Source organism: Marinobacter sp. LV10R520-4 (genome assembly GCF_002563815.1).
GTDB lineage: Bacteria > Pseudomonadota > Gammaproteobacteria > Pseudomonadales > Oleiphilaceae > Marinobacter.
Genome location: NZ_PDJM01000001.1, coordinates 1559300 through 1582658 on the forward strand (window position 1 = coordinate 1559300; position 23359 = coordinate 1582658).

Consider the following 23359-nt stretch of genomic DNA (forward strand, 5'->3'; position numbering starts at 1 on the left):
TGATGGCAACACAAGATTTTCTCGTTGAACTGGGCACGGAAGAACTGCCGCCAAAAGCGCTGAAGCCGCTGTCTGACGCGTTCACTCAAGGTATTGTCAGTGGTCTGCAAGCCGCCGGCATTGAATTTGGCGCGGTAGAACCTTTCGCCGCACCAAGGCGCCTGGCCCTGCGTATTCGCGACCTGGCCCACGCCCAACCTGACAAGCCGGTGGAAAAGCGCGGCCCAGCCGTAAAAGCCGCGTTTGACGACGCCGGCAACCCCACCCGTGCACTCACCGGTTTTGCCACCTCCCTGGGCGTTACCCCTGACGAACTCGATACCCTGGAAACCGACAAAGGCGCCTGGCTGGTGTTCCGCACCGTAGAGCAGGGCAGAACCACCGCCGAGCTGATGCCAGAGTTGATCGAACAGTCACTGGCTGCGCTACCGATTCCCAAGCGCATGCGCTGGGGGGCTCACCGCACCGAATTTGTGCGCCCGGTACACTGGCTGGTTATGCTGTATGGCAGCACGGTGATTGATCACCCGATCATGGGCCTGAAGCCCGGCAACAAAACCCGTGGCCACCGCTTTCACTGCCCGAAATCGCTGATCATTCCCACCCCGGCCGACTACGAAGTGGTGCTACGCCAGGAAGGTTATGTGCTGGCCCATTTTGCCCAGCGTCGGGAGCAGATTCGCAAGGGCGTGAACGCCCTGGCACAGCAACAGAACTGCGTTGCCGTGATTGATGAAGCCCTGCTGGACGAAGTCACCGGTCTGAACGAATGGCCGGTGCCGCTGATGGGGCGTTTTGAAGAGCGCTTCCTGAAAGTACCCGCCGAAGCACTTATTTCGTCCATGAAAGAACACCAGAAGTACTTCCATCTGGTGGATGACAACGGCCAGATGCAGCCATTTTTCATCACCGTCGCCAACCTGGAAAGCAAAGACCCGGCCCAGGTGATTGCCGGTAACGAAAAAGTGATTCGCCCGCGCCTGTCCGACGCAGCGTTCTTCTACGAAACCGACCGTAAAAAGCGCCTGGACCAGCGCATTGATCGGCTCAAGCCCATCGTATTCCAGGATAAGCTGGGCAGCGTTTACGACAAAGCTGTGCGCGTTGCCGCTTTGGCCGGCAAGATTGCCCAAGCCATTGGCAGCGACCCGGCACTGGCCGAACGCGCCGCCATGCTGGCGAAAACCGATCTGGTCACCGAAATGGTGCTGGAGTTTACCGATCTGCAAGGCATCATGGGCCAGTACTACGCCACCAACGACGGTGAACACGCCGACGTGGCCAGCGCTTTGAACGAACAGTACATGCCGCGCTTTGCCAAAGACAACCTGCCCACCACCCTGACCGGCTGCGCCCTGGCCATTGCCGACCGGCTGGACTCCCTGGTCGGCCTGTTTGGTATCAACCAGCCACCGTCTGGCACCCGTGACCCGTTCGCCCTGCGCCGTGCTGCTTTGGGCGTGCTACGCATCATCATCGAGCGTCAGTTGCCTTTGGACCTGCAAACCTGCTGCGACTGGGCGGCGCAACAGTTCACTGACTTGCCTGCCGAAAACCCCGCCACCAGCGTGGTGGATTATATGCTGGAACGCTTCCGCGCCTATTATGATGAGCAAGGCATTAGCGCCGAAGTGTATCTGGCCGTTCATGCTCGCCGGCCCACCCGACCACTGGATTTCGACCGCCGGATAAAAGCGGTTGAAGCCTTCCGCCAACGGCCTGAGGCCGGAGCGCTGGCCGCTGCTAACAAACGGGTGTCCAACATTCTGGCCAAGCAGAGCGATAGCACCGTGCACGACACAGTCGATGCCAGCCTGCTACAAGACGCCGCCGAACTCGCTCTGGCCGAACAGGTTAACCATCAGACCGACACCGTGCTGCCACTGTTCGAAAAGGGTGACTACACCGCTGCTCTGCATTCGCTAGCCGATTTGCATCAACCGGTGGACCGCTTCTTCGACGAAGTGATGGTGATGGCAGACGACGAAGCCGTGCGTAATAATCGTTTGGCACTGCTGAACCGACTGCGCAATCTGTTCCTGCGGGTAGCCGATATCTCCCTGCTACCCAGCGCGAGCTAACAGGATAGAGGTGAAATAGCACTGTGCTCATCATTCTGGACCGGGACGGGGTGATCAACCAGTACGAAGGCGGGTATATCTGCTCGCCGGGCGACTGGCACCCCATTCCGGGCAGCATCAAAGCCATTGCCCGCCTGTGCAGTGCGGGGCACCGGATTGCCATTGCCACCAACCAGTCCGGTATTGCCCGTGGCTACTACGACCGCGATACGCTAGACGCCATGCACCGAAAGCTCGGCCGCCTGTTAAGGATTGCCGGCGGCCACATCGACTTCATTGCCTACTGTCCCCACCACCCCGATGAACACTGTGCGTGTCGCAAGCCCGAGCCGGGTCTGCTGCAGCAAATCCAACGACATTTCAATTTGAAAACACTGGCAGGTAGCGTGATGGTTGGCGATAGCCGAAAAGACCTGGAAGCCGGCGCCAGAAAAGGCTGCCAGCCGATTTTGGTGCGCACCGGCAACGGCCTGGACACCGAACAGGAGCTGCAAACCCGGCCACTGACAGAACCTGCCCAAGTGTTCGTTTATAACGATCTGCGCAGCTTTACCGATGCATTTTTATCCGGCAAAGGCTGGTAAAATAACGGCATATCCGTATAATACTGGCCGTTGATCGGCGTGTGGCGCAGCTTGGTAGCGCACTTCGTTCGGGACGAAGGGGTCGCAGGTTCGAATCCTGCCACGCCGACCAGATCTCAATGACTTAGGGCACATCTTCGGGGGGGCCCTTTTTCGTTTCTAGCTGGGTATTTAAACCCAGTGCTGAGAACTCTAAGTGAGGATTCGGTTCGTGTCGCTCATTTACGAATGGCGACGAAACCTCTTTGCGGCCATCCCAAGCAACCCAATCAAGAGCAATGGCAGTGATGCTGGCGCTGGTACTTCGACCGCGGCCTCGAAATCAAATGTCTTCGAGTAATTCCCGGCGTTGATACTGACATTATCGACGTAACCAATCTGGTTGGGGGTATTCGTGCCCATGCCCAAACTGATACCGAATAAATTAGCGTCACCGAAGTCGGCATTTAGCGTAGACAGCCAATCCTCTAGGGAACGTAATGGCGGCCCGCCTGCACTATTGCTCGCACCAAAACCACCGGTGCTCCACAGCAGTCCGCTAGTAAAATTGACGGTATAGTCAGTCCAGTCACCAGCCGGTACCGCAGAGCTTGAACCTTCAGCACCAAGCTGGTTCCAGTAAGGTTCAAAAATCAGCTGAGTATATCCACCTTGATTTAAAGTTGGGGAAGAATTGTAGAACTGCATTTTGAACGAAGGAGCTGGTTCTGCAGCACCGGTGCTACCCTTGTACATCGAATAACTAAACGAGAGGTTCGTATCAAAAAGGTCATTGACAGTCCCAAAACCGCCAATAGGACGAAGCTGAATTTCAGCACGTGAACCAGTTGTCGACCCGGTCTGAAGCTTTACCGCCCCCGTTTGCAATGGCGCATTGTTTTCAAGGTTACCGCCGAACCCGGTCAGATCAACAATTTCCGCTGTTCCATCTGCAGCAGTCAGGCTTGTTTGCCAGGGTTGGTTGTCGAGGTCCGATATAGGTGCCGCCAACGCAGCTGCAGGCATTGCGAGTATGAAGGTCGTTGCTAGGACGATATCGGCTTTCTTTTTATTGCTTATCATATTCACTCTCCAATTTATTTTGTACCCATAAACCGCCGGGACTGAATATAAATAATGCAAATATTGCGCCGCATATTAATCCTTTTTATTTTCAGTTGCTTACACCCATCGATTGGCGATCAATAATAAATATGTAAATATTTCTGACACTCAGCACCCCAGTAAGGAATGTCTGTTGCCCCTTAAACGCCAGCATCAGCCTTCAAGATCCTGCAATAACTCTCGCAAACGGCTCATCCCTGCGACTACTTGTGCCGGGTCGCCCTTCAGGCTCAGCTCCACCTCGCGTCGACCGTCCGCATGGGGCAGGCAGGCCAGGCGTAAATCCGGATACTCCGCCAACAGCAACTCCATCAATGGAATCAGCGGCACTTCCGACGTATCGGTCAGCACCAGGGTCTGGCTCACGGTGCGATTGACCGCTTGATAGTCGACGTAATCATGATCCAGCACCCACTCCACCATCGGCCAGGCCATTCTGGGAAAGCCGGGCACAAAATGATGGCGATGAATGGCGAAACCGGGAATGCCGTTGATCGGATTAGGAATGATTCGGCTGCCGACCGGAAACTCCCCCATGCGCAGATGCAGCGGATTCAATCGTGAACCCAGCCGTGACCGGATTTCCGCCTCGGCTTCGCGATGCAGGGCAAGGCCTAACCCCAGGGCCGCGGCCGCGCACTGGCGGGTCAAGTCGTCCGGAGTCGCACCAATGCCGCCGAAGCTGAACACCACGTCCGGGCTGGCAAAGGTTTGCGCCAGGGTCTGGATGATCAACTCACCCTCATCCGCGATCGTGCGCACCCACGACACCTCCAGTCCACGCTCTTCAAACCGCGTAATCATGGCGGCCAGGTGGGCGTCCTGCTTGCGGCCGTTCAACAACTCGTCACCGATGAGAATAAGACCAAAACGGGGTATAGGTGTGCTATTCATCATGACTCCTATAGGGCGATGCCTTAAACCGTTGGGTCAACCCGAAACTCTATGGCTGGTGGGAACGGGGAGCGATTCAGCGCAAGTAGCTTTCAAGTGCGAACACATGGGGGTCATCGTCACCCAGTGCTCGCAACGCGGTGGCCAGGTTCAGCAGATAATCGCGATTACGACCGCTCGGGCCTTCAGAGGCAGCGATCTGCCTGGCGATATCCACCAGGCCATCTTTGCGGGTGTCATCAGCAAAAATCATCGGAGTGACAAATCGTAGATAGCTATTTTCTCCCGCACGTCCAGGTGCGCAAAAACGTCAGGCGAGACCCGGTAAGCCATACGGACCTTACCCCATCAAAGCAGTAGCGCCGGCGGTTATGTTCGGTGGTATCAAAAGACATGGGTGGTGTGTCCTTTATTCTGATGCGGCCAGTGCCGTCCCCTCACCAACAACCAGGTAAGCTTTGAATGGGTCGAAAACCGGTCTTAAGACGATCTGGCAGCCGTCAGCCATTTCTCAGCTCTTTTATAGCTATTCTACACGGAACCTTAGGTACTGATCGGGGACAGATGATGGCCCCGTTACCTGTTGGGCACCCATGAAGCGCGTTGCATCCATCGGAACTCAATCCACACACAAATATTCTATTAAAAATCTTTAAAAACCGAAACATATATGTAACAGAATAAAATGGAAAAAAGCTACCTTGAATGAACCGAAATCAAACACTACAATAATTTATTCAAGACGAAGAGGTCGCAGGTTGAAATTCTGCCACGTCGATCAGAATTCAACGATTTAAAGCATACCTTCCGGTAGACCCTTTTTCGTTTCTGGCTGGGAACACAGCCCCACTATTGCGAGATAAAAATAAAATGACTGCACCCATATTTCATATGGTTAAGAAGGCACCAACGCCCGTCGGACCGTTTTGTCACGCCACCGAAGTAGACGGATGGGTGTTTTTGACCGGGCAGATGCCAACTGACCCTAATGATGCAGACGCCGCGCTTCCTGAAGGCATCGAGGCGCAGACACGCCGCGTCATGGATAACCTTATACTGGTACTTGAGGGCATGAGTCTGGGCTTTCCGGACGTGGCTTCAGTGCGGATTTTTCTGACCGAATTTAAACGCGATTTTTATCCTATGAACGATGTTTACACATCGTATTTTCCGAAAGAGAAATTACCTTCCCGGACCTGTATCGGTGTTACGGCACTAGCGGTGGACTCACTGGTCGAGATAGATGTAATCGCCCGTCGATAACAAATTTTAATTCACGGCCTGATCTAGAGCTCAGTATGTCGGATTTCTAGCGTTTCAAATTACCGGTGGCAAAAAGAGGTGTGACTGTAACGCGGCGAGAGCCATGCTGCTCTCAGTATCCTCGTCCACCTCTCAGCCTCGGTCACCGTAAGGTCACGTCAGTCCTCGGCGACTGCAGCTTTGGAAGGGATCGCTTTAATTGACATGCTGGCATGCTTGGTCAACAATCATAATTCGCTTATATAGGCACAATTCATATTAATATAAGTGGATTTTTAGATTTGCAACAATGCCAAAGCGTAGCTAATTGCTGCGAATACCAACAAAAGTGAGGCTGTGCAGATGATTTACTCCAAACCAAGCAAAAAAAGTCTTTACTAACAGTTAAATCCTCTCATTAAAACTTCATTAACGGTGAGCATGACGAGGCAGAAAGATGATTATAAAAACCTTTTTTTGAAGTTTACGTCAACTGCGAGACTCGATTTCCTGACAATCAAAAACAACAATTTCAAAAGCCAAGTACTAGGGAATATGACATGAACAAAAAAATTCAATTTGCCATCGCCGGTCTAGCTACCGGTATCGCCCTTGCATCCCTTGCCGCTACTGCTCAAGCCCAGGAAAAGTGGACCATGACCACCACTTGGCCGGACAACTTGGCGCTGATCGAAATCGATCGCCATTGGGTTGACCTAGCCAACAAGCTGACCGGTGACGAGCTGGAAATCAACTTCCGTGCCGGCGGCACCTTGATGCCTGGCACCGAAGTGTTTGATGCCACCGAAACCGGCAGCATTGAAGCCTCGGGTGATTGGCCCGGTTACTGGGCAGGCCGCAGCCCCGCCTTCTCGCCGCTCGCCACCACCACCAGCCTGTTCAACGGCGTGGATTATCTGAACTGGATTCAACAATGGGGTGGTTTCGAGCTGTACCAAGAAGTCTACGGCAAGTACAACATGGTCTACCTGCCGTACGGTATCACCAATAACGAGTCCGGCTTCATGGGTCGTACCCCCATCAAAGGTCTAGCGGACCTCGACGGCAAGCGCATCCGTCTTTCTGGACGTGACCAAGGACGCGTTCTGGAGGAACTCGGCGGCTCACAGGTCACCCTCGCCGGCGGTGAAATCTACCAAGCCATCGAGCGCGGCGTGATCGACGCCGGTGAATTTTCCACGCCAGGCGTCGACTACGAGGCCGGCTTTGCTGAAGTGGCGGAATACTGGGCCACGCCTGGCTGGCATCAGTCCGCCAGCGTATTCGGTGTCATGATCAACAAGGATGCCTGGGACGCACTTTCCAAAGAAACCCAAGAGAAGCTGAAGATTGCGGCTGACGCCACCCTGGCCTGGTCACTTTCCTGGTCCGAGCGCGGCTCCACCGAAGGCACCATCAAGTTCCAGGAAGCCGGTGTCGAAATCAACCAATTCTCCGAGGCAGACCTGGCACGCATTCAGGACATCACCAATGAAGTGATCGTTCGCGGGGCCTGTGAAGATAAGATGCACGCCAAGATTTACCATTCCATGATCAGCTACATGGAGCATTACGCTAACTGGCGTGATCTTACCGTACCCTTCAACATGAGCCGCACCATCGACAATCTGCCCTCTCTGAAAGAAATCGAAGCCTGCCTTTAAGGCATTCACCGCCGTCTCGATGCCTCGCATCGGGGCGGCTTTTTGGTATTGATTGCGGAGTTTCTCCATGAATGCAATTGCCAAGGCGATCGATAGGCTCAATGATGTTTTCGGGCGAATCATTGCGCCACTGATTGCCATCATCGCGCTAATCGTTCTTTACGATATCGCGTTGCGCTTTTTTACCGATCGCCCCAGCGACTGGGCTTTCGACATCACCAAGATGCTTTTCGGCGCCCATTTCATGCTGATGGCAGCTTACGGGCTGCGCCACCATGTTCACGTCGAAGTCGACGTGATCAAACGGCTACTCTCACGCAAGAAGCAGGCGGTATTGGATATTATCGGCTATCTGATCTTCTTCGTGCCCTTTATGTGGGTGTTAACAAGCCTCGGCTGGAACTTCTTTATGCGTTCGTTCAGCCGCGGCGAAACCACCTATGGCATGGTGTCAATTCCGGTTTACCCTATTAAAGGCGTCATCTTCGTTGCGGCAGCACTGATTCTGCTGCAGGGTATCGCGATCTTCATTCGGGCTATTCAGCAACTGCGTGAGGAGCGAACATGAATTTAAGTCCGGAAATGCTCACCTTGGTTATGTTCGCGGGATTGATAGTGGGTCTGTTCATGGGCCACCCTCTGGCGTTTGTTCTGGGTGGCGTCGCGGTCATCGGTGCCCTTTTAGGGCCCGGATTGAATGTGATGGGCACGCTGATCAACAACATCTATGGCAATGCCATGGATAACTACGTGCTGGTAGCGATCCCGTTATTTGTATTGATGGCGCGGTTTCTGAACGACTCGGGGGTCACCGAGAAAATGTTCGATGCCATGCGCCTGTTACTGGCGAACCTGCGTGGTGGTCTGGCATTGACGGTGGTCATAGTCTCAGTGCTGTTGGCTGCAACCACCGGCATCGTGGGCGCCTCGATAGCGGTGATGGGCATGATCGCTCTTGTGCCGATGCTCAAGTATGGCTACAACAAGGAGCTCAGTGCCGGGGTAATCATGGCCAGCGGTTGCCTGGGAATCCTGATTCCGCCCAGTATCATGCTGATCCTGATGGCTAGCTACTCGCCGGTCTCGGTAGGGGCTCTGTTTGCAGGTGCCTTGGTACCGGGGTTGATATTGGGGGTAATGTACGCGCTTTACGTCTTGATCATCTGTTACCTCAAGCCCGATTATGGCCCGAAGGTGCCTGCTGAAGAGCGCGCCCAAACGAGCACCGGCCAACTGGTCGTCATGCTGTTCAAGTATGTTCTTCCGCCTATGGCATTAATTCTTGGGGTATTGGGGGCCTTGTTCACCGGTTTGGCCACGGCCACGGAAGCCTCAGCCATCGGGGTATTCATCGCCTTTTTGCTGTTCATGATTTTCGGGGACCGCAAGCTCAAGACCTGCTACAACACCCTGATCGATGCCAGCAAGACCACTACCATGGTCATGCTGGTACTGGTAGGGGCCACGGCGTTCACCGGGGTTTTCTCCCGGGGTGGCGGTATGAGCGTGATCAGCGATGTGGTGTTAGCCATGCCCGGCGGCACTACAGGGGCATTGATTCTAATGCTGTTCTTAGTGTTTATTCTGGGTATGTTCCTCGACTGGACTGGCATTGTGCTGCTCAGCTTCCCGATCATGTTGCCTATCGTTGAAGCCATGGGGGTTGATATGTTGTGGTTCGTGGTGATGGTCGCCGTGGTACTGCAAACCTCGTTCCTGACGCCGCCGTTTGGCTACGCCCTGTTCTATTTGAAGGGGGTGGCGCCGCCCGGAGTGGAAATCGTCGATCTGTATAAGGCGGTAATTCCGTTCGTAGCCTTGATCGTCTTGGCATGTCTACTGCTGGCAATCTTCCCTTGGTTGATTACCGGTTTACCGGCCATCATGTTGGGTTGATCTCTTTTCCCTGGGGCTGGCCCCATTCAGGTTGATAACCACAACGCCCGCCATTAAACATGGCGGGCGTTGTGGTTCTGAGTTCAACGATTTAGAGCGCCTTTCCGGCACTGGCATCAGCCCGCCAGCTTCTGCAATAACTCTCGCAAACGGCTCATCCCTGCGACCACTTGTGCCGGGTCGCCCCTCAGGCTCAGCTCCACCTCGCGTCGACCGTTCGCATGGGGCAGGCAGGCCAGGCGCAAATCCGGATACTCCGCCAGCAGCAACTCCATCAATGGAATCAACGGCCCTTCCGACGTATCGGTCAACACCAGGGTCTGGCTCACAGTGCGATTGGACGCCTGATAGTCGATGTAATCATGATCCAGCACCCACTCCACCATCGGCCAGGCCATTCTGGGAAAGCCGGGTACAAAATGATGGCGATGGATGGCGAAACCGGGAATTCCGTTGATCGGGTTGGGGATAATTCGGCTGCCGACTGGGAACTCCCCCATGCGCAGGTGCAATGAATTTAACCGTGAGCCCAGTTGTAACCGAATTTCCGCCTCGGCTTCCGGATGCAGTGCAAGGCCTATCCCCAGAGCCGCGGCCGCGGCTCTGGCGGGTCAGATCGTCTGGAGTCGCGCCAATGCCGCCGAAGCTGAACACCACGTCTGGGCTGGCAAAGGTTTGCGCAAGCGTTTGGGTGATCAGCTCACTGTCATCCGCAATGGTGCGCACCCAAGACAACTCCAGCCCGCGTTCTTCAAACCGCGTAATCATGGCGGCCAGATGAGCGTCCTGCTTGCGGCCGTTCAACAGCTCGTCACCAATAAGAATGAGACCGAAACGGGATATGGGTGTGCTATTCATCATTATTCCTATGGGGCGATGGCTTACGCCGCTGGATAAACCCGAAACTCTATGGATGGTGGGAACGGGGAGCAACTCAGCGCAGATAGCTCTCAAGCGCAAACACGTGAGGGTCATCGTCACCCAGCGTTCGCAATGCGGTGGCCAGGCTCAGAAGATAATCACGGTTACGACCGCTGGGGCCTTCAGCGGCCGCAATCTGGCTGGCGATGTCCGCATCGTCGGCGGGACCGAGAAAAGCCGCGTTGTCTTCGGTGGCGATATACACCAGGCCCTCTTCGCGGGTGCCATCCGCAAACATCATCGGCGTAGCAAACCGTAGATAGCCATTTTTCTCCCGCACATCCAGGTGCGCAAACACCTCAGGCGAGACCCGGTAAGCCATACCTTTGCAGCAAATGTTGGGCGCTTCGATCAGAGTGACCACGCGGCCTGGCGCATCGGGTGTGCCACGGTGATCATGGGACCCCTGCCAGAACCGGCGAGCCCAACCTTCAATGGCTGCCGGGCGCTGCTCCAGAAAGGGAAAGTCGACTTTGTAGATAAGCGAGCCATAACCAAACAACCACACCGACTCTAGCCCATCAAAGCAGTAGCGCCGGCGGTTATGTTCTGTGGTGTCAAAAGACATAAGTGCTGTGCCCTTTATTCTGATGCAGCCAGTGCAACTTTTCGTGCGCGTAGCCAGCCCTGAACCCGCATCCAGCCCAGCAGCCATAAAGTAGCCGCGCCGAATCCCAGGAGCGTGCCCACATTCAGGCCCAGGCTGTCGTAAGTCAGCGAAATGCAGAGGGCGTAGCAAAGCAGCGAACCCAGGCCTGCCGGGTAGTGCTTGATCACCGCAGCGACCGTGGCTCGCCCGTGGGTCAGGTGCAGAATTACGAGGAAGGGATACATGGTCACCGGGAAAGCGGCCATAACCCCGGCCCAAGCCGGGGGCAACACATGAGCCAGCCCCGTGATCACAAAAATGATGCCCGCAGCAAGGCCGGAACGCAACGCCAACGCAGGCCACGACAGGCCGCGGCGAGCGCCAACCGCCACATCCGGTACACGGCGGTAAAGGCGAACAAATATCAGAATGGCGACGAAGGTGGTCAGCGTGCCAGTGATTCGGTTGAAGTCGATACTGGTCAGTACCAGGCTGGTTAACAGCCAGGCCAGAATACCCAGGGCTGTGCCACTAAGAGCACCCGCCAAGCCATCACGCCTGGCGCCCAACAGGTAGCCCCCGCTCAGCGCCAGAGTGGCCGAGAACCCGGCAAGCGTGTGCACTGCGCTTTCGGTGGCAAAGGCCGGAGAAATCTCCAGGCCAATGAAGTACAAAGCGATGGCCGTGCCCAGCGGATAGCCTGCCAGCATCCCCGCCGCGCGTGCACTCACACGCTCCGCCACCAGCGACAGCCCCAGCACAATACCAATCGAGATAATTAACTTGGCTAGCTGCCAGCTCAGCGGAACATCCACGTTCTGTACTTCCTGTTTACTGATTAAGACGCGTGATAGTAAATCAAATCGTAACGTTGATCTTTAACTTTGGTAAAAAGTGGCTGCTCAGTCTTCGCCGATCACGCCATCACTACACGCCGTTTTTCGCTTTTTCAATCTACCCACCGCTCTTACCAGTTGTTCCCAATTGATATTAACCATCGTTCTGACCAGTCGTACTTTTCTGTCGTTTTTGTATCCGTAACAAGTCTGGTAATGTTCTGGCTTCAGGCTGTCGCGGAGAAATGCCTTGAACATGGACATAGCCACGGAAACAAGCAACACATCAGGCAACTTTGTCTTTCTGGCCGAACACGACGCTTTGTTTGTGGAACTTGCCACAGCCGCAGAACGCGCTTTCTCAAGCGACCCCAACACCACCCTGATAAAACTGCGCCAGCTGGGTGAAGCCCTGGCCCAGCACCTGGCTGCGCTGTCCGGTATCGAGTTTGACCAACAAACCAGCCAGTCTGATTTACTGTGTCGCCTGCAACGCGAACTTCGTTTAGAACCCCAGATTAAAGAGCTGTTCCACACCCTGCAGCTACAACTTGCCAATCAAGGCGAAAACAGCGCTAACCAGCAGCGCCAAAAAGTGGCCAAGCAAACAAAGGCCGCAAGCAACACCTTGGTACTTAGCGAAGAACTCACCCGCATCCGGATAGACCAACAGCTGAACGAAGCCGGCTGGCAAGCCGACAGCCAGGAGCTCACCCACCAAAAAGGCACGCGCCCGGAACCTGGCGTAAACCGCGCCATCGCAGAATGGCCCACCAACCATCAAGGCGCCAAGGGCAGGGCGGATTACGTGCTGTTCGCCGGCCTGACGCCCATCGGCCTGTTGGATTTACTGGAACGCTGCCGGGAACACGCCGAACAACAGCTGAAAACCGAGCCCTTCGGTTATCTGAAACTGCGCGGCTACCAGCAAAAAGCCATAATCGCGACCGAGAACGTGTTAGCCAAAGGCGTGCGCGCGGCATTACTGGCCATGGCCACCGGCACTGGAAAAACCCGCACCGTTATTGGCCTGATGTACCGCTTCCTGAAAGCCGAACGCTTCCACCGCATTCTGTTTCTGGTGGACCGCAGCGCGCTGGGCTAGCAGGCCATAGATGCTTTCAATGAAGCACCGCTGGAACAAAACCATATCCTCAGCAAAATCTACAACGTTGCCGAACTTGGCGATATGGCCGCCGAGGCCGAAACCCGTATCCAAGTCGCCACCGTGCAGGCCGTGGTGAAACGCATCATTATGAGTGACCAGCCGCCGCCCATCGACCAGTTCGACTGCATTATCACCGACGAAGCCCACCGCGGTTACACCCTGGATCAGGAAATGACCAAAGGCGAACTGGCCACCCGCGACGCCAGCCAGTACATTTCCAGCTATCGGCGCGTACTGGACTATTTTGACGCGGTGAAAATCGCTCTTACCGCAACCCCAGCCAAACATACCAGCGACATTTTCGGCAAATCCGTTTACACCTATTCCTACCGCGAAGCCGTGGCCGACGACTGGCTGATAGATCACGAACCGCCCATCCGCTACGAAACCCTGCTGACCCAGAACGGCATTCGCTTTGAAAAAGGCAAACCGGTAGACGTCATCAACGAGAACTTCAACCGGGTGATTTGCGAACAACTGGTGCAGGAGCTGGACCCCTTCGGCGATGAAAAAACCCTGATATTCTGCGCCACCGACCTGCACGCCGATATGGTCAAACGCCTGCTGGACGACGCCTTCAAAGACCTTTACAACGGTGATTACCACCAGGCCGCGGTAGCTAAAATCACCGGTAAAAGCGACAAAGTTGACCTGCTGATTCGCCGCTATAAAAACGAGCGCTACCCGTCTATTGCCATTACCGTAGACCTGCTGACCACCGGCATAGACGTGCCAACAATCTGCAACCTGGTATTTATGCGCCGGGTACGCTCGCGCATTCTGTACGAACAAATGGTAGGCCGCGCCACACGCCGCTGCGACGACATTGGCAAAACCGTATTCCGCATTTACGACCCGGTGGACATCTACGCCGCACTGCAAGACGTCAGCACCATGAAGCCCTTGGTGAAAAATCCCGACATTACCCTAGAGCAGCTGGCCGAAGAACTCACCGACCCACAAAAACTCGAAGCCGCGCTGCACAGCCCTGGCGAACAACAGGGCGAAACCCAAGCCGACGTGGTGTTAAGCCAGCTCAGCCAAAAACTGGTGCGGGTGCTGCGCAAAGCCAATAAAAAAGCCGAAAACCGCGAGCGCAACCAAACCTACGGCACCCACAAACGCCCCGAAGACTACCTGGACGAGTTCAGCCGGTTCATCAGCGAACAACTCAACCAGTCAGCGGCCCTGTCCGTTGTCGTCAACAAACCCCGCGACCTGACACGCCAGCAACTACGCGAAGTAAAACTGCTGCTGGATAACCACGGCTACTCCGAAGCCCACCTGCAAAGCGCCGTGCGTAAACAAACCAACAAAGACATCGCCGCCAGCATCATCGGCCACATTCGCCGTGCCGCCCTGGGCGAGGCGCTGATTCCTTTTGAACAGCGCGTAGCCACCGCCATGGGCAACATCTACACCCGCCACAGCTGGACCCCCGCCCAGCGCAAATGGCTAGACCGCCTGGCAAAACAGCTGGTGCACGAAGTGATCATCGACCGCGACTTCGTCAACAATCGCTTCGCCGAAGACGGCGGCGCCAAACGCATGGAAAAAGTGCTGGGGGATCAGCTAGATGTGGTGCTGGAAGAGTTGAATGATGCCATGTGGCCGTTGCAGTCGGCGTAAGCGGAAAATCTATGTCGATGGCATAAACATAGCGGTCATTTGTGTATGAAATGTTCTGTTTTGCCATACGCAATAACAGCTGTGTATGGTAGAACCGACACAAATAAGCTTTTGTATGATATTTTTAAAACCATCATACACAACCAATTTTCTGTATGATGGACTGAACACAAGCAGATTTGCATCTGCTAGAACGCAAAATAGTATACAAAAAGAGGCGAATCTTGCCATGGAACCTTACACCCCAGATGCCTTACCACTACAGAATCTTGACTACGGACAGCTGATTACACTGGTCGGTGAGGCCAACTCTAAGCTGGCAGAATACAGCGGGTTATTGCAGGGCATCGTCAATCCTGCCGTTATGCTCTCGCCTCTGACCCAACAAGAAGCCGTACTTTCCTCGAAAATAGAGGGTACACAGGCAACCTTTGAAGAAGTTCTCGAACGAGAGGCCGGGCAGAAGTTCGATAGCCGTAAAAACGAAGACATCAACGAAATTCTGAATTACCGAAAAGCTCTGATGCTGTCTCAGGATTACCTGAGGGATGGCCGCCCCATCACACTCAGCCTGTTACTTCAGCTACACGGCATTTTGCTGGACAGCGTGCGCGGGCAAAACAAATCGCCAGGGCAGTTCAGAAAAGAACAGAACTGGATTGGCCGCGCAAACTGCGATATTGAACAAGCCACGTTCGTACCACCAAACCCTTTGCAGCTTCCAAACTACCTTGAAGCTTGGGAACACTATTTAAAACACAGCGATTTTGATGTGCTGGCACAGGCTGCCATTGTCCATGCACAGTTTGAATTATTACACCCGTTTCAAGATGGCAACGGTCGTATCGGGCGTTTGCTGATCCCTCTTTTTCTTTTTTCAAAGCAACGGCTCTCAAGCCCAATGTTTTACCTGTCCGAATATATTGAATCCCACCGTGACGAGTATTATCAACGCCTTGCAGCCATTTCACAGCAGGCGGACTGGACCGGGTGGATCAAATTCTTCTTGGGCGGCATCATCGAACAGGCAGAAACCAACCTGCTCCGGGTTCGACGCATCATGGCGCTTTACGAAATCACCAAAGCCTGGATTCGGGAAACCACCCACTCCCAACACGCAACCTTGCTATTGGATGGAATTTTTGACCGCCCAATCTTCAGCACCAGCGACTTTGCCAAATGGACAGGTATACAACGGCAAACCCTACATGGCTTGCTGCGCCAACTAGTACAAGACGATGGCCCCCTGATTGTGATTAAAGAAGGCCAAGGCAGCAGAGCGGCAATTTACGCCTTTCCCGAACTGCTTAACATTTGCGAGGGGCGAGACGTTTTCCCGACGACCAATAACGGTTAATATCGATTTTTCACTTTTCTATACATATCCATGCTGACGTGTATAGATTTTCGCGTTTTCTATACATAAGCACCTAACTGGCAGCTTTCACAGGAACCACCATGACCAACAACGACAGCGCCCAGAAAGACGGCCTGGGCGACCTGTACGAAGGCCTGCTGGAGAAGAACGCCAACGAAACAAAATCCGGCGCCGGTCAGTACTTCACGCCACGCGCACTGATTAATTCCATGGTGCGCTGCCTGCGACCCTAGCATGGTGAAATCATTCAGGACCCGGCAGCGGGCACCGCAGGATTTCTGACCACCGCCCATGAATACATCAAAACCCAAACTGACGACCTGTACGATCTGACCGACCAGCAAAAAGTTTTCCAGACCACCCGCGCTTATACCGGCATCGAACTGGTGCCCGGCACCCGCCGCCTAGCGCTGATGAATTGCCTGTTGCACGGCATGGAAGGCGAGGCAGAAGGCGTCGTACACTTGGGCAATGCTTTGGGCCTGACTGGCTCAAGCCTGGCAAAAGCCGATGTGATACTGGCCAACCCGCCGTTTGACACCTCCAAAGGCGGCGACACCAGCATCACCCGCGACGACCTGACCTACAAAACCGGCAACAAACAGTTGGCCTTTCTACAGCACATATACCGCAACCTGAAACCCGGTGGCCGCGCCGCCGTGGTGCTGCCAGACAACGTACTGTTTGAAGCCGGCGTAGGCACCGACGTCCGCCGCGACCTGATGCACAAGTGCAACCTGCACACCATTTTGCGCCTGCCCACCGGCATCTTTTACGCCCAGGGCGTGAAAACCAACGTTCTGTTCTTCACAAAAGGCAGCGCCGCTAAAAAGCACCAGGAACAAAACTGCACCGAAAACGTCTGGGTGTACAACCTGCGCACCAACATGCCCAGTTTCGGCAAACGCACCCCCTTTGGCGAGCAGCACCTGAAGCCCTTTGAAGGCGTATTTGGTGAAGACGCCAACGGCCAAAGCTCACGCACAGAAGGCGAGTGGAGCTTTCACGCCGACAACATCGAGCTGCCGGAAGAAACAAAAGCCACCGAAGAAAACCAGGACGTAAACGAACGCATGCTGCACAACCGTTGGCGCTGTTTTTCACGCCAGTGGATCAGCGACAGTAAAGGCGACTCGCTGGATATTTCATGGTTGAAGGATAGTGACAGCGTGGATGCTGCCAATCTGCCGGAGCCAAGCGTGTTGGCGGGAGAGGCGATGAGTGAATTGGTGCAGGCGCTGGGTGAGCTTGATGGCTTGATGCGGGAGCTGGGGATGAGGCGGATGGGCGGCGACAACAGCGCCGAAGCGCTGCTGGCAAGAATCAAAGTCGAGCGAGCGGCAATGAAGCCGTTAAAGCACACACGGAGAAAGAACAGTGCCTGAATCGAACCGGAGAATGACCATGCGGAGCCAACGCATCTTAACTCTGCTGGGACTCTGCTTGACCTTGATTTTCACCACCCCTGTAAACGCCGTTTCAAAATGTGTCGCCGCAGACGGATCGGTTTCCTACGTTCAGGGAAATTGCCCAAATCTAAACCAGAAAAAAGAAGACGTGAGGGTGTGGGATTCCGGCCGCGGCATGAGAATTGGGCCAGACCCATCAAATACGATGGACTATTCCGAACCGGACACTATCGTCCAGCCAGTCCAACCTGCCCGTAAAGCGGCGTCACACCCTTGCAACACCACATCTACAGGTCTAATTGAGCGCAAGTTTGAAATTCGAGCCTGCGCCGTTCTCAGTAGTCCTCACGACCCACAGAACCGAGTATGCAAAGCGTTGGCAACAGGAAGCTGGAGATACGACGCAGGAGTAACTGCTATCGGTTTAAAGATGTTAATAAAACAGTGCCAAGCGACAGGAGGCAGTTCAAACGCTCTCGGAAATACTACGTTTTCAAATAGTGGAGTCACTTCGCAGAAAAAACAGGGGTGTTTCGAAACAGGGATTTCTAGGCCGACTCCCTTCCAGGGCAACCGGGGCGAATTATTTAGGCTTAACGACGGCTCTATCTGGGAAGTTTCTAATGGCGCCAATTACTTGTACAAATACTATCCACAAGTGCTTATTTGTCCTGGGAGGAGCCAACTCATCGTTGATAAAAAAGTGATCGATATTCGCAGAATAAATTAGTGCGTATCTAAGGCGCACTGACGCCACGAGCATAGGCATGTTTGGAACTAGAATTAGGATTTCGTCTTCAGGAAGGAAAGGTTGAGAGAATTCTTTGCAGTCCGGTACCAGACCAATTTCGATAGTGAATGCTGTACCGAATTCAGCCCCTCATATCCCTGGCAACTCCATGCGGATCGTCCATCTCCGCCCATTTCAAACCGCCGAGTGATTGGAGCTTCACGAGCACACTGCTGGCTTTTGCGGTATCCAATTCCTGGAATGATTCAATTTTTAGCTTTCGAAGCCGCCAGCGGCCTTCTGGTAAACGCTCCCATGCTCCCCAGCCACTTACACGTACCTGCTTGAAAAGAAGAGCAGACAGCTGCTGAGCAATACCTATGGAGGACTCGCAATGAAGCGTTTCCCCATTAGCGCCCTCGAGCCGCACAGGAACGGTTTCATCTTTTCCTCCGACTATATAAAGACGACCTTGAACAGAGCCCGCCTTGTTAACCACTAATGGTTTTTCATCATCCGACCGTTTTCGAAAAGATAAAACCGGCGCTTGCGAGTTGTCCAAAATCGCACCACCTGTGCCATCTTCATCCATCAGTTTTTGCAGCGCTTTGTAAGCAGACTGGTTTTTTTTCGGCCCCATGCTGTTAGGCACTTCCCGAACGTGGGTTAATACCTGCTGATAGTGCAGATCTTCAATATCCACATTCAGCATGGCACTGCCTTTACCTACTGAAGAAAAATGTACGTGCTCCACTTCCCCGAGCATGTCAGAAAGGTGGGTCAGATACTGGCCCAACCGCTTCATGGCGATTGTTTCAGGGGTGCAGTCGTTTAACTTCAGAGTTAGCTTTTTCATGAATATGATTATAGAAGCCCGATACGCCACTTGCTAGCAATGTAGATGTCTGTGCCGGGAAACTTAATCCGGGTTTGGACGAAAGCGAAGGTTTCATCAAGATTGGGTGCGATCGCGCATCTATATGGCTGAATGACTGACCATTTTCGTGGCGCTACGAAAATGGTCTTTTGTCACGAGCCCGCAATCTGAACTCGTCCGCAAAGTGGGTCAGCCATCGTGATCCAGAGAGGATAGTACCTCTGAGCTGAACCACGGTATGCTAGACTTTCAAACAATATATCGGGTTAAATCGCAGTGCGCAGGTGGTTTGTGGGAAGTCATATTAGTATCAATAATTTAGAGACAAGCCTACTGGGAGTAGGGCTCTACACGCCCGCGGAAGCGACGGCCTACACCGGGATTCCCGCCACGCAGATCCGCAGGTGGTTGTTCGGCTATACATCTGGCGGCAAACAGTATGCAGGCCTGTGGCAGCCTCAACTTGAAGGCCAGGCTACGCAGGCCTTGGGATTCCACGACTTATTGAAAATTCGCTTTGTGCATGCATTCCGGCGCCACGGCGTCAGTTTGCAAGCCATTCGCCGGGCCTCCGCTCACGCCCAGGAGCTTTACAATCAGCCCTACCCGTTTACCTGCAAGCGCTTCCAAACAGATGGACGCAGTATTTTCGCCACCGTTCTGGAAGAAACCGGCGATGACACTCTCCTAGACCTAGTCAAAAAACAATACACCTTTAAACAAGTGACTACTCCGTCGCTGTACCGGGGTATTGAATACCACAATGACACAGCCCAGCGTTGGTATCCCCTCAGCCGCAACCGTCGCGTGGTATTAGACCCGGCCCGCAACTTTGGCAAACCTGTCCTGACTGAAACGGGCATGACAGTAGATGCCATTGTCAGCGCCTGGCACGGCGAAGGGCAGGATATAAAGCGCGTCGCCGCGCTGTATGAAGTGCCCGTGGCTGAAGTGGAGGCAGCCATTCAGTTTGAGCAAATGCATTATTCGTAATGGCTCCAAAGCCGAAGAACTTTAACTATTCGCTCATCTTCAAGCACCTGATAAACAATGCGGCGCTGGATGTTGATGCGACGTGAATAGGCCCCCGAAAGATCACCGATGAGTTTTTCAAACGGAGGCGGCTTGCGGTAGGGGTCTTCCGCCATTAGCGCCAGAAGTTCAGCTCCCCATCGCATTCGTCCATAGGGGTTTCCATCCCCTCACGAATAGACTCTCGCATACCCGGTACAGACAGCAGGTAAAGCGTCTCTTGGATAGCCGTCCAATCGTCCTCGGAAACCAAAACGGCTTTGTTTCGCTTACCCATAATAACGATTGGCTGATGAGATTCGGCGGTTTCGGCAATCAGCCGGTAAAGTTTGCTACGAGCTTCAGTTGCTGTAATTTCGCTCATGACGCACTTTTGATATGTTCAAATATTGATCAAAGCGTATGCCGTTAAGTACGCATATCAAGACGTTGGCAATCTGCCTTTGCCACAGTGTAGTGTTGTGCGTTAAGTGGCTATAATTAAGCCAATTATTTTAGGGTAAACCAATGTCCAAAGCTCACATCAATACCAAAATGCTGATCTGGGCGCGCAAGCGCTCTGGCATTGATGTGTCTGATTTTGCCCGCAAATGCGGTGTCAGCGAGGAGCGCTTGCAGGAATGGGAGTCTGGCGAGCGGCCAATGACTTTTAATCAGGCCATGAGCTACGCCGCCAAAGCCTATGTACCTTTCGGCTATTTGTTTCTCGCGCAACCGCCGCAGGAAGGGCTGTTGATTCCCGACTTACGCACGCTGGGCGGCCAAGGGGTTCAACGGCCAAGCTCCGAGCTACTAGACCTGGTCAAGCTGATGTTACAGCGCCAAGAATGGTACAAAGACTATCTGCAACAGCAACTAGCAGAACCTAACGCCGTTGTCGGCCGCTTCTCTGCTCGTGACAGTGTCGATGCCATTGTTCAAGATATGCGCACTCAACTTGGCGTGCCGGAGCACCCGAAACGCGGAAAGTGGGATGACTACTACCGTGATTTGGTTGAGCGCATTGAATCCAAAGGCATTATGGTGATGCGACAAAGTAATCTGAAGCATCACACCCGCCCCCTGAACGTGGACGAATTTCGCGGTTTTGCAATCGTCGATGAGTTCGCTCCGGTAATTTTTATTAACCACGCCGATGCCATGGGTGCACGCCTATTCACATTGATTCACGAACTTTGCCACATATGGATCGGCCAATCCGGCATCTCCGATGGCAGTACCAATACCCACCGGCAAGAGGAAATACTGTGCAACGCGGTCGCCGCCGAGTTTCTAGTGCCCGCAACTGAGTTCAGCCGTTTATGGCATCAAGATGAAAATCGCTGGGAAGAGAACCTACCTCCTCTCGAGGCGCATTTTCACGTGAGCACTTGGACACTCGCCAGAAGAGCTCTAACCCTGGGCTTTATTTCTGAAGGCGAGTATGGCCGGTATATAGCGGAACAACAGGCTGCTTATCGTCGCCGAAAGCAAAGTGGTAGTGGTCCCACTTATTACCAAACCAAAAAGGCGCAAATCAGTAGTCGGTTTTCTCACGCCGTAGTCAGTGAAGCGCTGAGCGGTCAAATGCTGCTCCGCGACGCAGGCGAACTCTTGGGCGGCATGCAGCCCGCGAAGATCAAACACTTTGCTGAGGAGCTCGGTCTTTGAGATATTTGCTGGATGCGAATACTTACATACAGGCAAAAAACCAATATTACGGTATGGATATTTGCCCAGCTTATTGGGATTGGCTGGATCAGCAGTTTCAGCAAGGCTTGGTTGCTAGTGTGAATTTTGTAGGCCGGGAGCTGCGTGACGGTAATGATGATCTGGCGGAGTGGGCTCGCGCGCGGCCTGAGCACTTTATCCCCAACGACGACGAAGAAACCCAAGCTGTTTTTTCATCTATTGTTCAGGCTGTTATGCAAGGCGACTATAATCAGGGCAACAGGGACAGTTTTTTGGCCAAAGCAGATCCGTGGATTATTGCCAAAGCCCGTGTAATAGGCGCAGCAGTGGTTACTCACGAGTCTGTTTTGGCTCCTAACACTCGCAAGGTAAAAGTACCCAACATCTGTCATCAATTCGATGTTCCCTGCGTGAATACCTTTCAATTTCTTCGCGAGCTGAAAGCCCGATTTGTGCTGGGAAACTGATTACTCACGTTTATCTCTATTTTGTGTAATTACACATTTCATAGGTAAACATGAGTAATTCCCCTCTTCATACCGCCAGATGCCTCCGAAACAGCGCCAGCGCCACACTAAAAAACACCACCCCAATACCAACCAACGCCAGCATTTGCGGCCACACCACCTCCAGGCCTGCTCCCCGGTAAAGTATGGCTTGCGCCAAGCTGACGAAGTGGGTGGTGGGCGCCACCAGCATGATGTTCTGCACCAGGTCAGGCATGCTTTCCCGCGGGGTTATGCCGCCAGAGAGCATTTGCAGGGGCAGTATGGTGAGTATCAGCAGCAGGCCGAACTGGGGCATGGTGCGGGCCACGGTGCCAATCAGGATGCCGATGGCAGTGGTGGAAAACAGATGAATCAGGGTGCCGAACATAAACAGCATTATTGAACCCTGCACCGGCACTTTTAATATCAGCTGAATCACAAGGGTTACCGAAAGGGTTGCCGCCAGCATCACAACCAGGCCGTTAGCCCACACTTTGGCGGCCATGATTTCAAACGGCTTTATCGGCATCACCATCAGGTGTTCCACGGTGCCGTGTTCACGTTCGCGAATCAGCGCAGCGCCGGTCAGTATGATGCTGATCATGGTGATCATATTGGTCAGCTCCATCACTCCGCCAAACCAGGTGCCGTCCAGATTGGGGTTAAAACTCACCCGGGTTACCAGGTTGATGGGCAAGGCACCGCCAGCGCTGCCAGTCTGCATAAATTCCGCCACTTCGGTGGTCAGCAACTGTTCAATGTAGCGCGAACCGATGAACGCCTGGGTCATGCGGGTAGCGTCGATATTCAGCTGCACGCTGGTGACTCGGCCCTGACGGATGTCGCGCTCGAAACCGTCGGGAATCACCAGAACGAACGTGTGACTGCCTTTGTCCAGAACTTCGTCAATCTGACCATACTGGATCTGGTCCGGTGGCATAAACCAGGGTGGTTGCAGGGAATCGATCATGTGGCCAGCCAATGCGCTCTGGTCTTCATCCACCACCGCCACTGGCGCGTTGTGCAGTTCCATCGAACCGGCAGAGCCTGCGGTGTACACCATCAAGGTAAACGCCATCAATACGAACGCCAGCAGCACTTTGTCGTGCCAGATACTGCGCAGCTCTTTGACACCCAGATTCCAGATATTGCCGAGAGTTTCCATC

Annotated in this window: 20 protein-coding genes, 1 tRNA gene and 4 pseudogenes; 14 read left to right on the forward strand and 11 right to left on the reverse strand. The window is 53.9% G+C overall.

The window, feature by feature from the left end; translation table 11 throughout:
• Nucleotides 1–2 precede the first annotated feature (2 nt).
• The 3 genes from glyS (at nucleotide 3) to ATG98_RS07425 (ending at nucleotide 2777) form a co-directional block, all read left to right on the forward strand.
• Complete coding sequence (glyS, locus tag ATG98_RS07415; protein ID WP_098424400.1) at nucleotides 3–2081, forward strand: glycine--tRNA ligase subunit beta; 2079 nt, start codon at nucleotides 3–5, stop codon at nucleotides 2079–2081.
• 23 nt (nucleotides 2082–2104) lie between these two features.
• A complete protein-coding gene (gene gmhB / locus ATG98_RS07420) occupies nucleotides 2105–2665 on the forward strand; it encodes a D-glycero-beta-D-manno-heptose 1,7-bisphosphate 7-phosphatase (RefSeq protein ID WP_098420323.1) in 561 nt (186 codons plus the stop codon).
• A gap of 35 nt (nucleotides 2666–2700) precedes the next feature.
• A tRNA-Pro gene (locus ATG98_RS07425) sits at nucleotides 2701–2777 on the forward strand.
• A 110-nt stretch (nucleotides 2778–2887) separates the two neighbouring features.
• Here the strand turns inward: ATG98_RS07425 and ATG98_RS07430 are convergent.
• From ATG98_RS07430 to ATG98_RS22290, 3 genes are all read right to left on the reverse strand, one after another.
• The gene (locus tag ATG98_RS07430; protein WP_098420325.1) at nucleotides 2888–3727 is read right to left on the reverse strand and encodes a PEP-CTERM sorting domain-containing protein; all 840 of its coding nucleotides are present in this window, start codon (nucleotides 3725–3727) and stop codon (nucleotides 2888–2890) included.
• Between the two features lie 195 nt (nucleotides 3728–3922).
• Entirely contained in the window at nucleotides 3923–4663 is a 741-nt protein-coding gene (locus ATG98_RS07435; RefSeq protein WP_098422530.1) for a competence/damage-inducible protein A, read from the reverse strand.
• A gap of 76 nt (nucleotides 4664–4739) precedes the next feature.
• Nucleotides 4740–4916 (reverse strand): gamma-glutamylcyclotransferase, encoded by a 177-nt coding sequence (locus tag ATG98_RS22290; RefSeq protein WP_228706053.1) that lies wholly within the window; start codon nucleotides 4914–4916, stop codon nucleotides 4740–4742.
• A 617-nt stretch (nucleotides 4917–5533) separates the two neighbouring features.
• On the opposite strand from ATG98_RS22290, the gene ATG98_RS07445 reads away from it, so the two are divergent.
• The 4 genes from ATG98_RS07445 to ATG98_RS07460 all read left to right on the forward strand — a co-directional run bounded on the left by ATG98_RS07445 (nucleotide 5534) and on the right by ATG98_RS07460 (nucleotide 9465).
• Entirely contained in the window at nucleotides 5534–5926 is a 393-nt protein-coding gene (locus tag ATG98_RS07445) for a RidA family protein (protein WP_098420328.1), read from the forward strand.
• Between the two features lie 539 nt (nucleotides 5927–6465).
• Entirely contained in the window at nucleotides 6466–7569 is a 1104-nt protein-coding gene (gene dctP, locus ATG98_RS07450) for a TRAP transporter substrate-binding protein DctP (RefSeq protein WP_098420330.1), read from the forward strand.
• Between the two features lie 67 nt (nucleotides 7570–7636).
• The gene (locus ATG98_RS07455) at nucleotides 7637–8137 is read left to right on the forward strand and encodes a TRAP transporter small permease subunit (protein ID WP_098420332.1); all 501 of its coding nucleotides are present in this window, start codon (nucleotides 7637–7639) and stop codon (nucleotides 8135–8137) included.
• On the forward strand, nucleotides 8134–9465 hold the full coding sequence (locus tag ATG98_RS07460) for a TRAP transporter large permease (RefSeq protein WP_098420334.1): 1332 nt from the start codon (nucleotides 8134–8136) through the stop codon (nucleotides 9463–9465). The genes ATG98_RS07455 and ATG98_RS07460 overlap by 4 nt, the downstream gene beginning before the upstream one ends.
• A 116-nt stretch (nucleotides 9466–9581) precedes the next feature.
• On the opposite strand, the gene ATG98_RS22295 is transcribed toward ATG98_RS07460, so the two are convergent.
• The 4 genes and pseudogenes from ATG98_RS22295 to ATG98_RS07475 form a co-directional block, all read right to left on the reverse strand.
• The gene (locus ATG98_RS22295) at nucleotides 9582–9965 is read right to left on the reverse strand and encodes a hypothetical protein (protein ID WP_228706291.1); all 384 of its coding nucleotides are present in this window, start codon (nucleotides 9963–9965) and stop codon (nucleotides 9582–9584) included.
• A gap of 160 nt (nucleotides 9966–10125) precedes the next feature.
• Nucleotides 10126–10440: pseudogene (locus tag ATG98_RS22830) on the reverse strand (molybdopterin-binding protein); the annotation flags it as partial.
• Nucleotides 10400–10954, reverse strand: a complete 555-nt coding sequence (locus tag ATG98_RS07470) for a gamma-glutamylcyclotransferase (RefSeq protein ID WP_098420338.1) — start codon at nucleotides 10952–10954, stop codon at nucleotides 10400–10402. The pseudogene ATG98_RS22830 and the gene ATG98_RS07470, both read right to left, overlap by 41 nt.
• 14 nt (nucleotides 10955–10968) lie before the next feature.
• Complete coding sequence (locus ATG98_RS07475) at nucleotides 10969–11790, reverse strand: hypothetical protein (RefSeq protein ID WP_098420340.1); 822 nt, start codon at nucleotides 11788–11790, stop codon at nucleotides 10969–10971.
• Between the two features lie 277 nt (nucleotides 11791–12067).
• On the opposite strand from ATG98_RS07475, the pseudogene ATG98_RS07485 reads away from it, so the two are divergent.
• The 4 genes and pseudogenes from ATG98_RS07485 to ATG98_RS07495 all read left to right on the forward strand — a co-directional run.
• Nucleotides 12068–13780: pseudogene (locus ATG98_RS07485) on the forward strand (DEAD/DEAH box helicase family protein); the annotation flags it as partial.
• Nucleotides 13772–14608: a type I restriction-modification enzyme R subunit C-terminal domain-containing protein gene (locus ATG98_RS22835; RefSeq protein WP_416376591.1), complete on the forward strand. Its 837-nt coding sequence runs from the start codon at nucleotides 13772–13774 to the stop codon at nucleotides 14606–14608. The pseudogene ATG98_RS07485 and the gene ATG98_RS22835, both read left to right, overlap by 9 nt.
• Nucleotides 14609–14693: 85 nt before the next feature.
• Nucleotides 14694–15965 (forward strand): Fic family protein, encoded by a 1272-nt coding sequence (locus ATG98_RS07490; protein WP_218925846.1) that lies wholly within the window; start codon nucleotides 14694–14696, stop codon nucleotides 15963–15965.
• 116 nt (nucleotides 15966–16081) lie between these two features.
• A pseudogene (locus tag ATG98_RS07495) lies at nucleotides 16082–17371 on the forward strand (HsdM family class I SAM-dependent methyltransferase); the annotation flags it as partial.
• An 896-nt stretch (nucleotides 17372–18267) separates the two neighbouring features.
• On the opposite strand, the gene ATG98_RS07505 reads toward ATG98_RS07495, so the two are convergent.
• Entirely contained in the window at nucleotides 18268–18981 is a 714-nt protein-coding gene (locus ATG98_RS07505; RefSeq protein WP_179888082.1) for a hypothetical protein, read from the reverse strand.
• A gap of 312 nt (nucleotides 18982–19293) precedes the next feature.
• Between ATG98_RS07505 and ATG98_RS07510 the strand changes: the two genes are divergently transcribed.
• A complete protein-coding gene (locus ATG98_RS07510; RefSeq protein ID WP_098422533.1) occupies nucleotides 19294–19995 on the forward strand; it encodes a DUF433 domain-containing protein in 702 nt (233 codons plus the stop codon).
• Here ATG98_RS07510 and ATG98_RS07515 read toward each other — a convergent pair.
• Both ATG98_RS07515 and ATG98_RS07520 read right to left on the reverse strand, forming a co-directional pair.
• Nucleotides 19986–20165, reverse strand: a pseudogene (locus ATG98_RS07515) (Txe/YoeB family addiction module toxin); the annotation flags it as partial. The gene ATG98_RS07510 and the pseudogene ATG98_RS07515 sit on opposite strands and share 10 nt — an antisense overlap.
• Nucleotides 20150–20398, reverse strand: a complete 249-nt coding sequence (locus ATG98_RS07520; protein ID WP_098420351.1) for a type II toxin-antitoxin system Phd/YefM family antitoxin — start codon at nucleotides 20396–20398, stop codon at nucleotides 20150–20152. The gene ATG98_RS07520 and the pseudogene ATG98_RS07515, both read right to left, overlap by 16 nt.
• 143 nt (nucleotides 20399–20541) lie before the next feature.
• Here ATG98_RS07520 and ATG98_RS07525 point away from each other — a divergent pair, with 143 nt between their 5' ends.
• Nucleotides 20542–21684, forward strand: a complete 1143-nt coding sequence (locus ATG98_RS07525) for an XRE family transcriptional regulator (RefSeq protein WP_098422534.1) — start codon at nucleotides 20542–20544, stop codon at nucleotides 21682–21684.
• Complete coding sequence (locus ATG98_RS07530) at nucleotides 21681–22172, forward strand: DUF4411 family protein (RefSeq protein ID WP_098420354.1); 492 nt, start codon at nucleotides 21681–21683, stop codon at nucleotides 22170–22172. The genes ATG98_RS07525 and ATG98_RS07530 overlap by 4 nt, the downstream gene beginning before the upstream one ends.
• Nucleotides 22173–22239: 67 nt before the next feature.
• Here ATG98_RS07530 and ATG98_RS07535 read toward each other — a convergent pair whose 3' ends face one another.
• Nucleotides 22240–23358 carry an ABC transporter permease gene (locus ATG98_RS07535; RefSeq protein WP_098424402.1) on the reverse strand — a complete coding sequence of 373 codons (1119 nt, stop codon included), beginning with the start codon at nucleotides 23356–23358 and terminating at the stop codon, nucleotides 22240–22242.
• Nucleotide 23359: the final 1 nt, after the last annotated feature.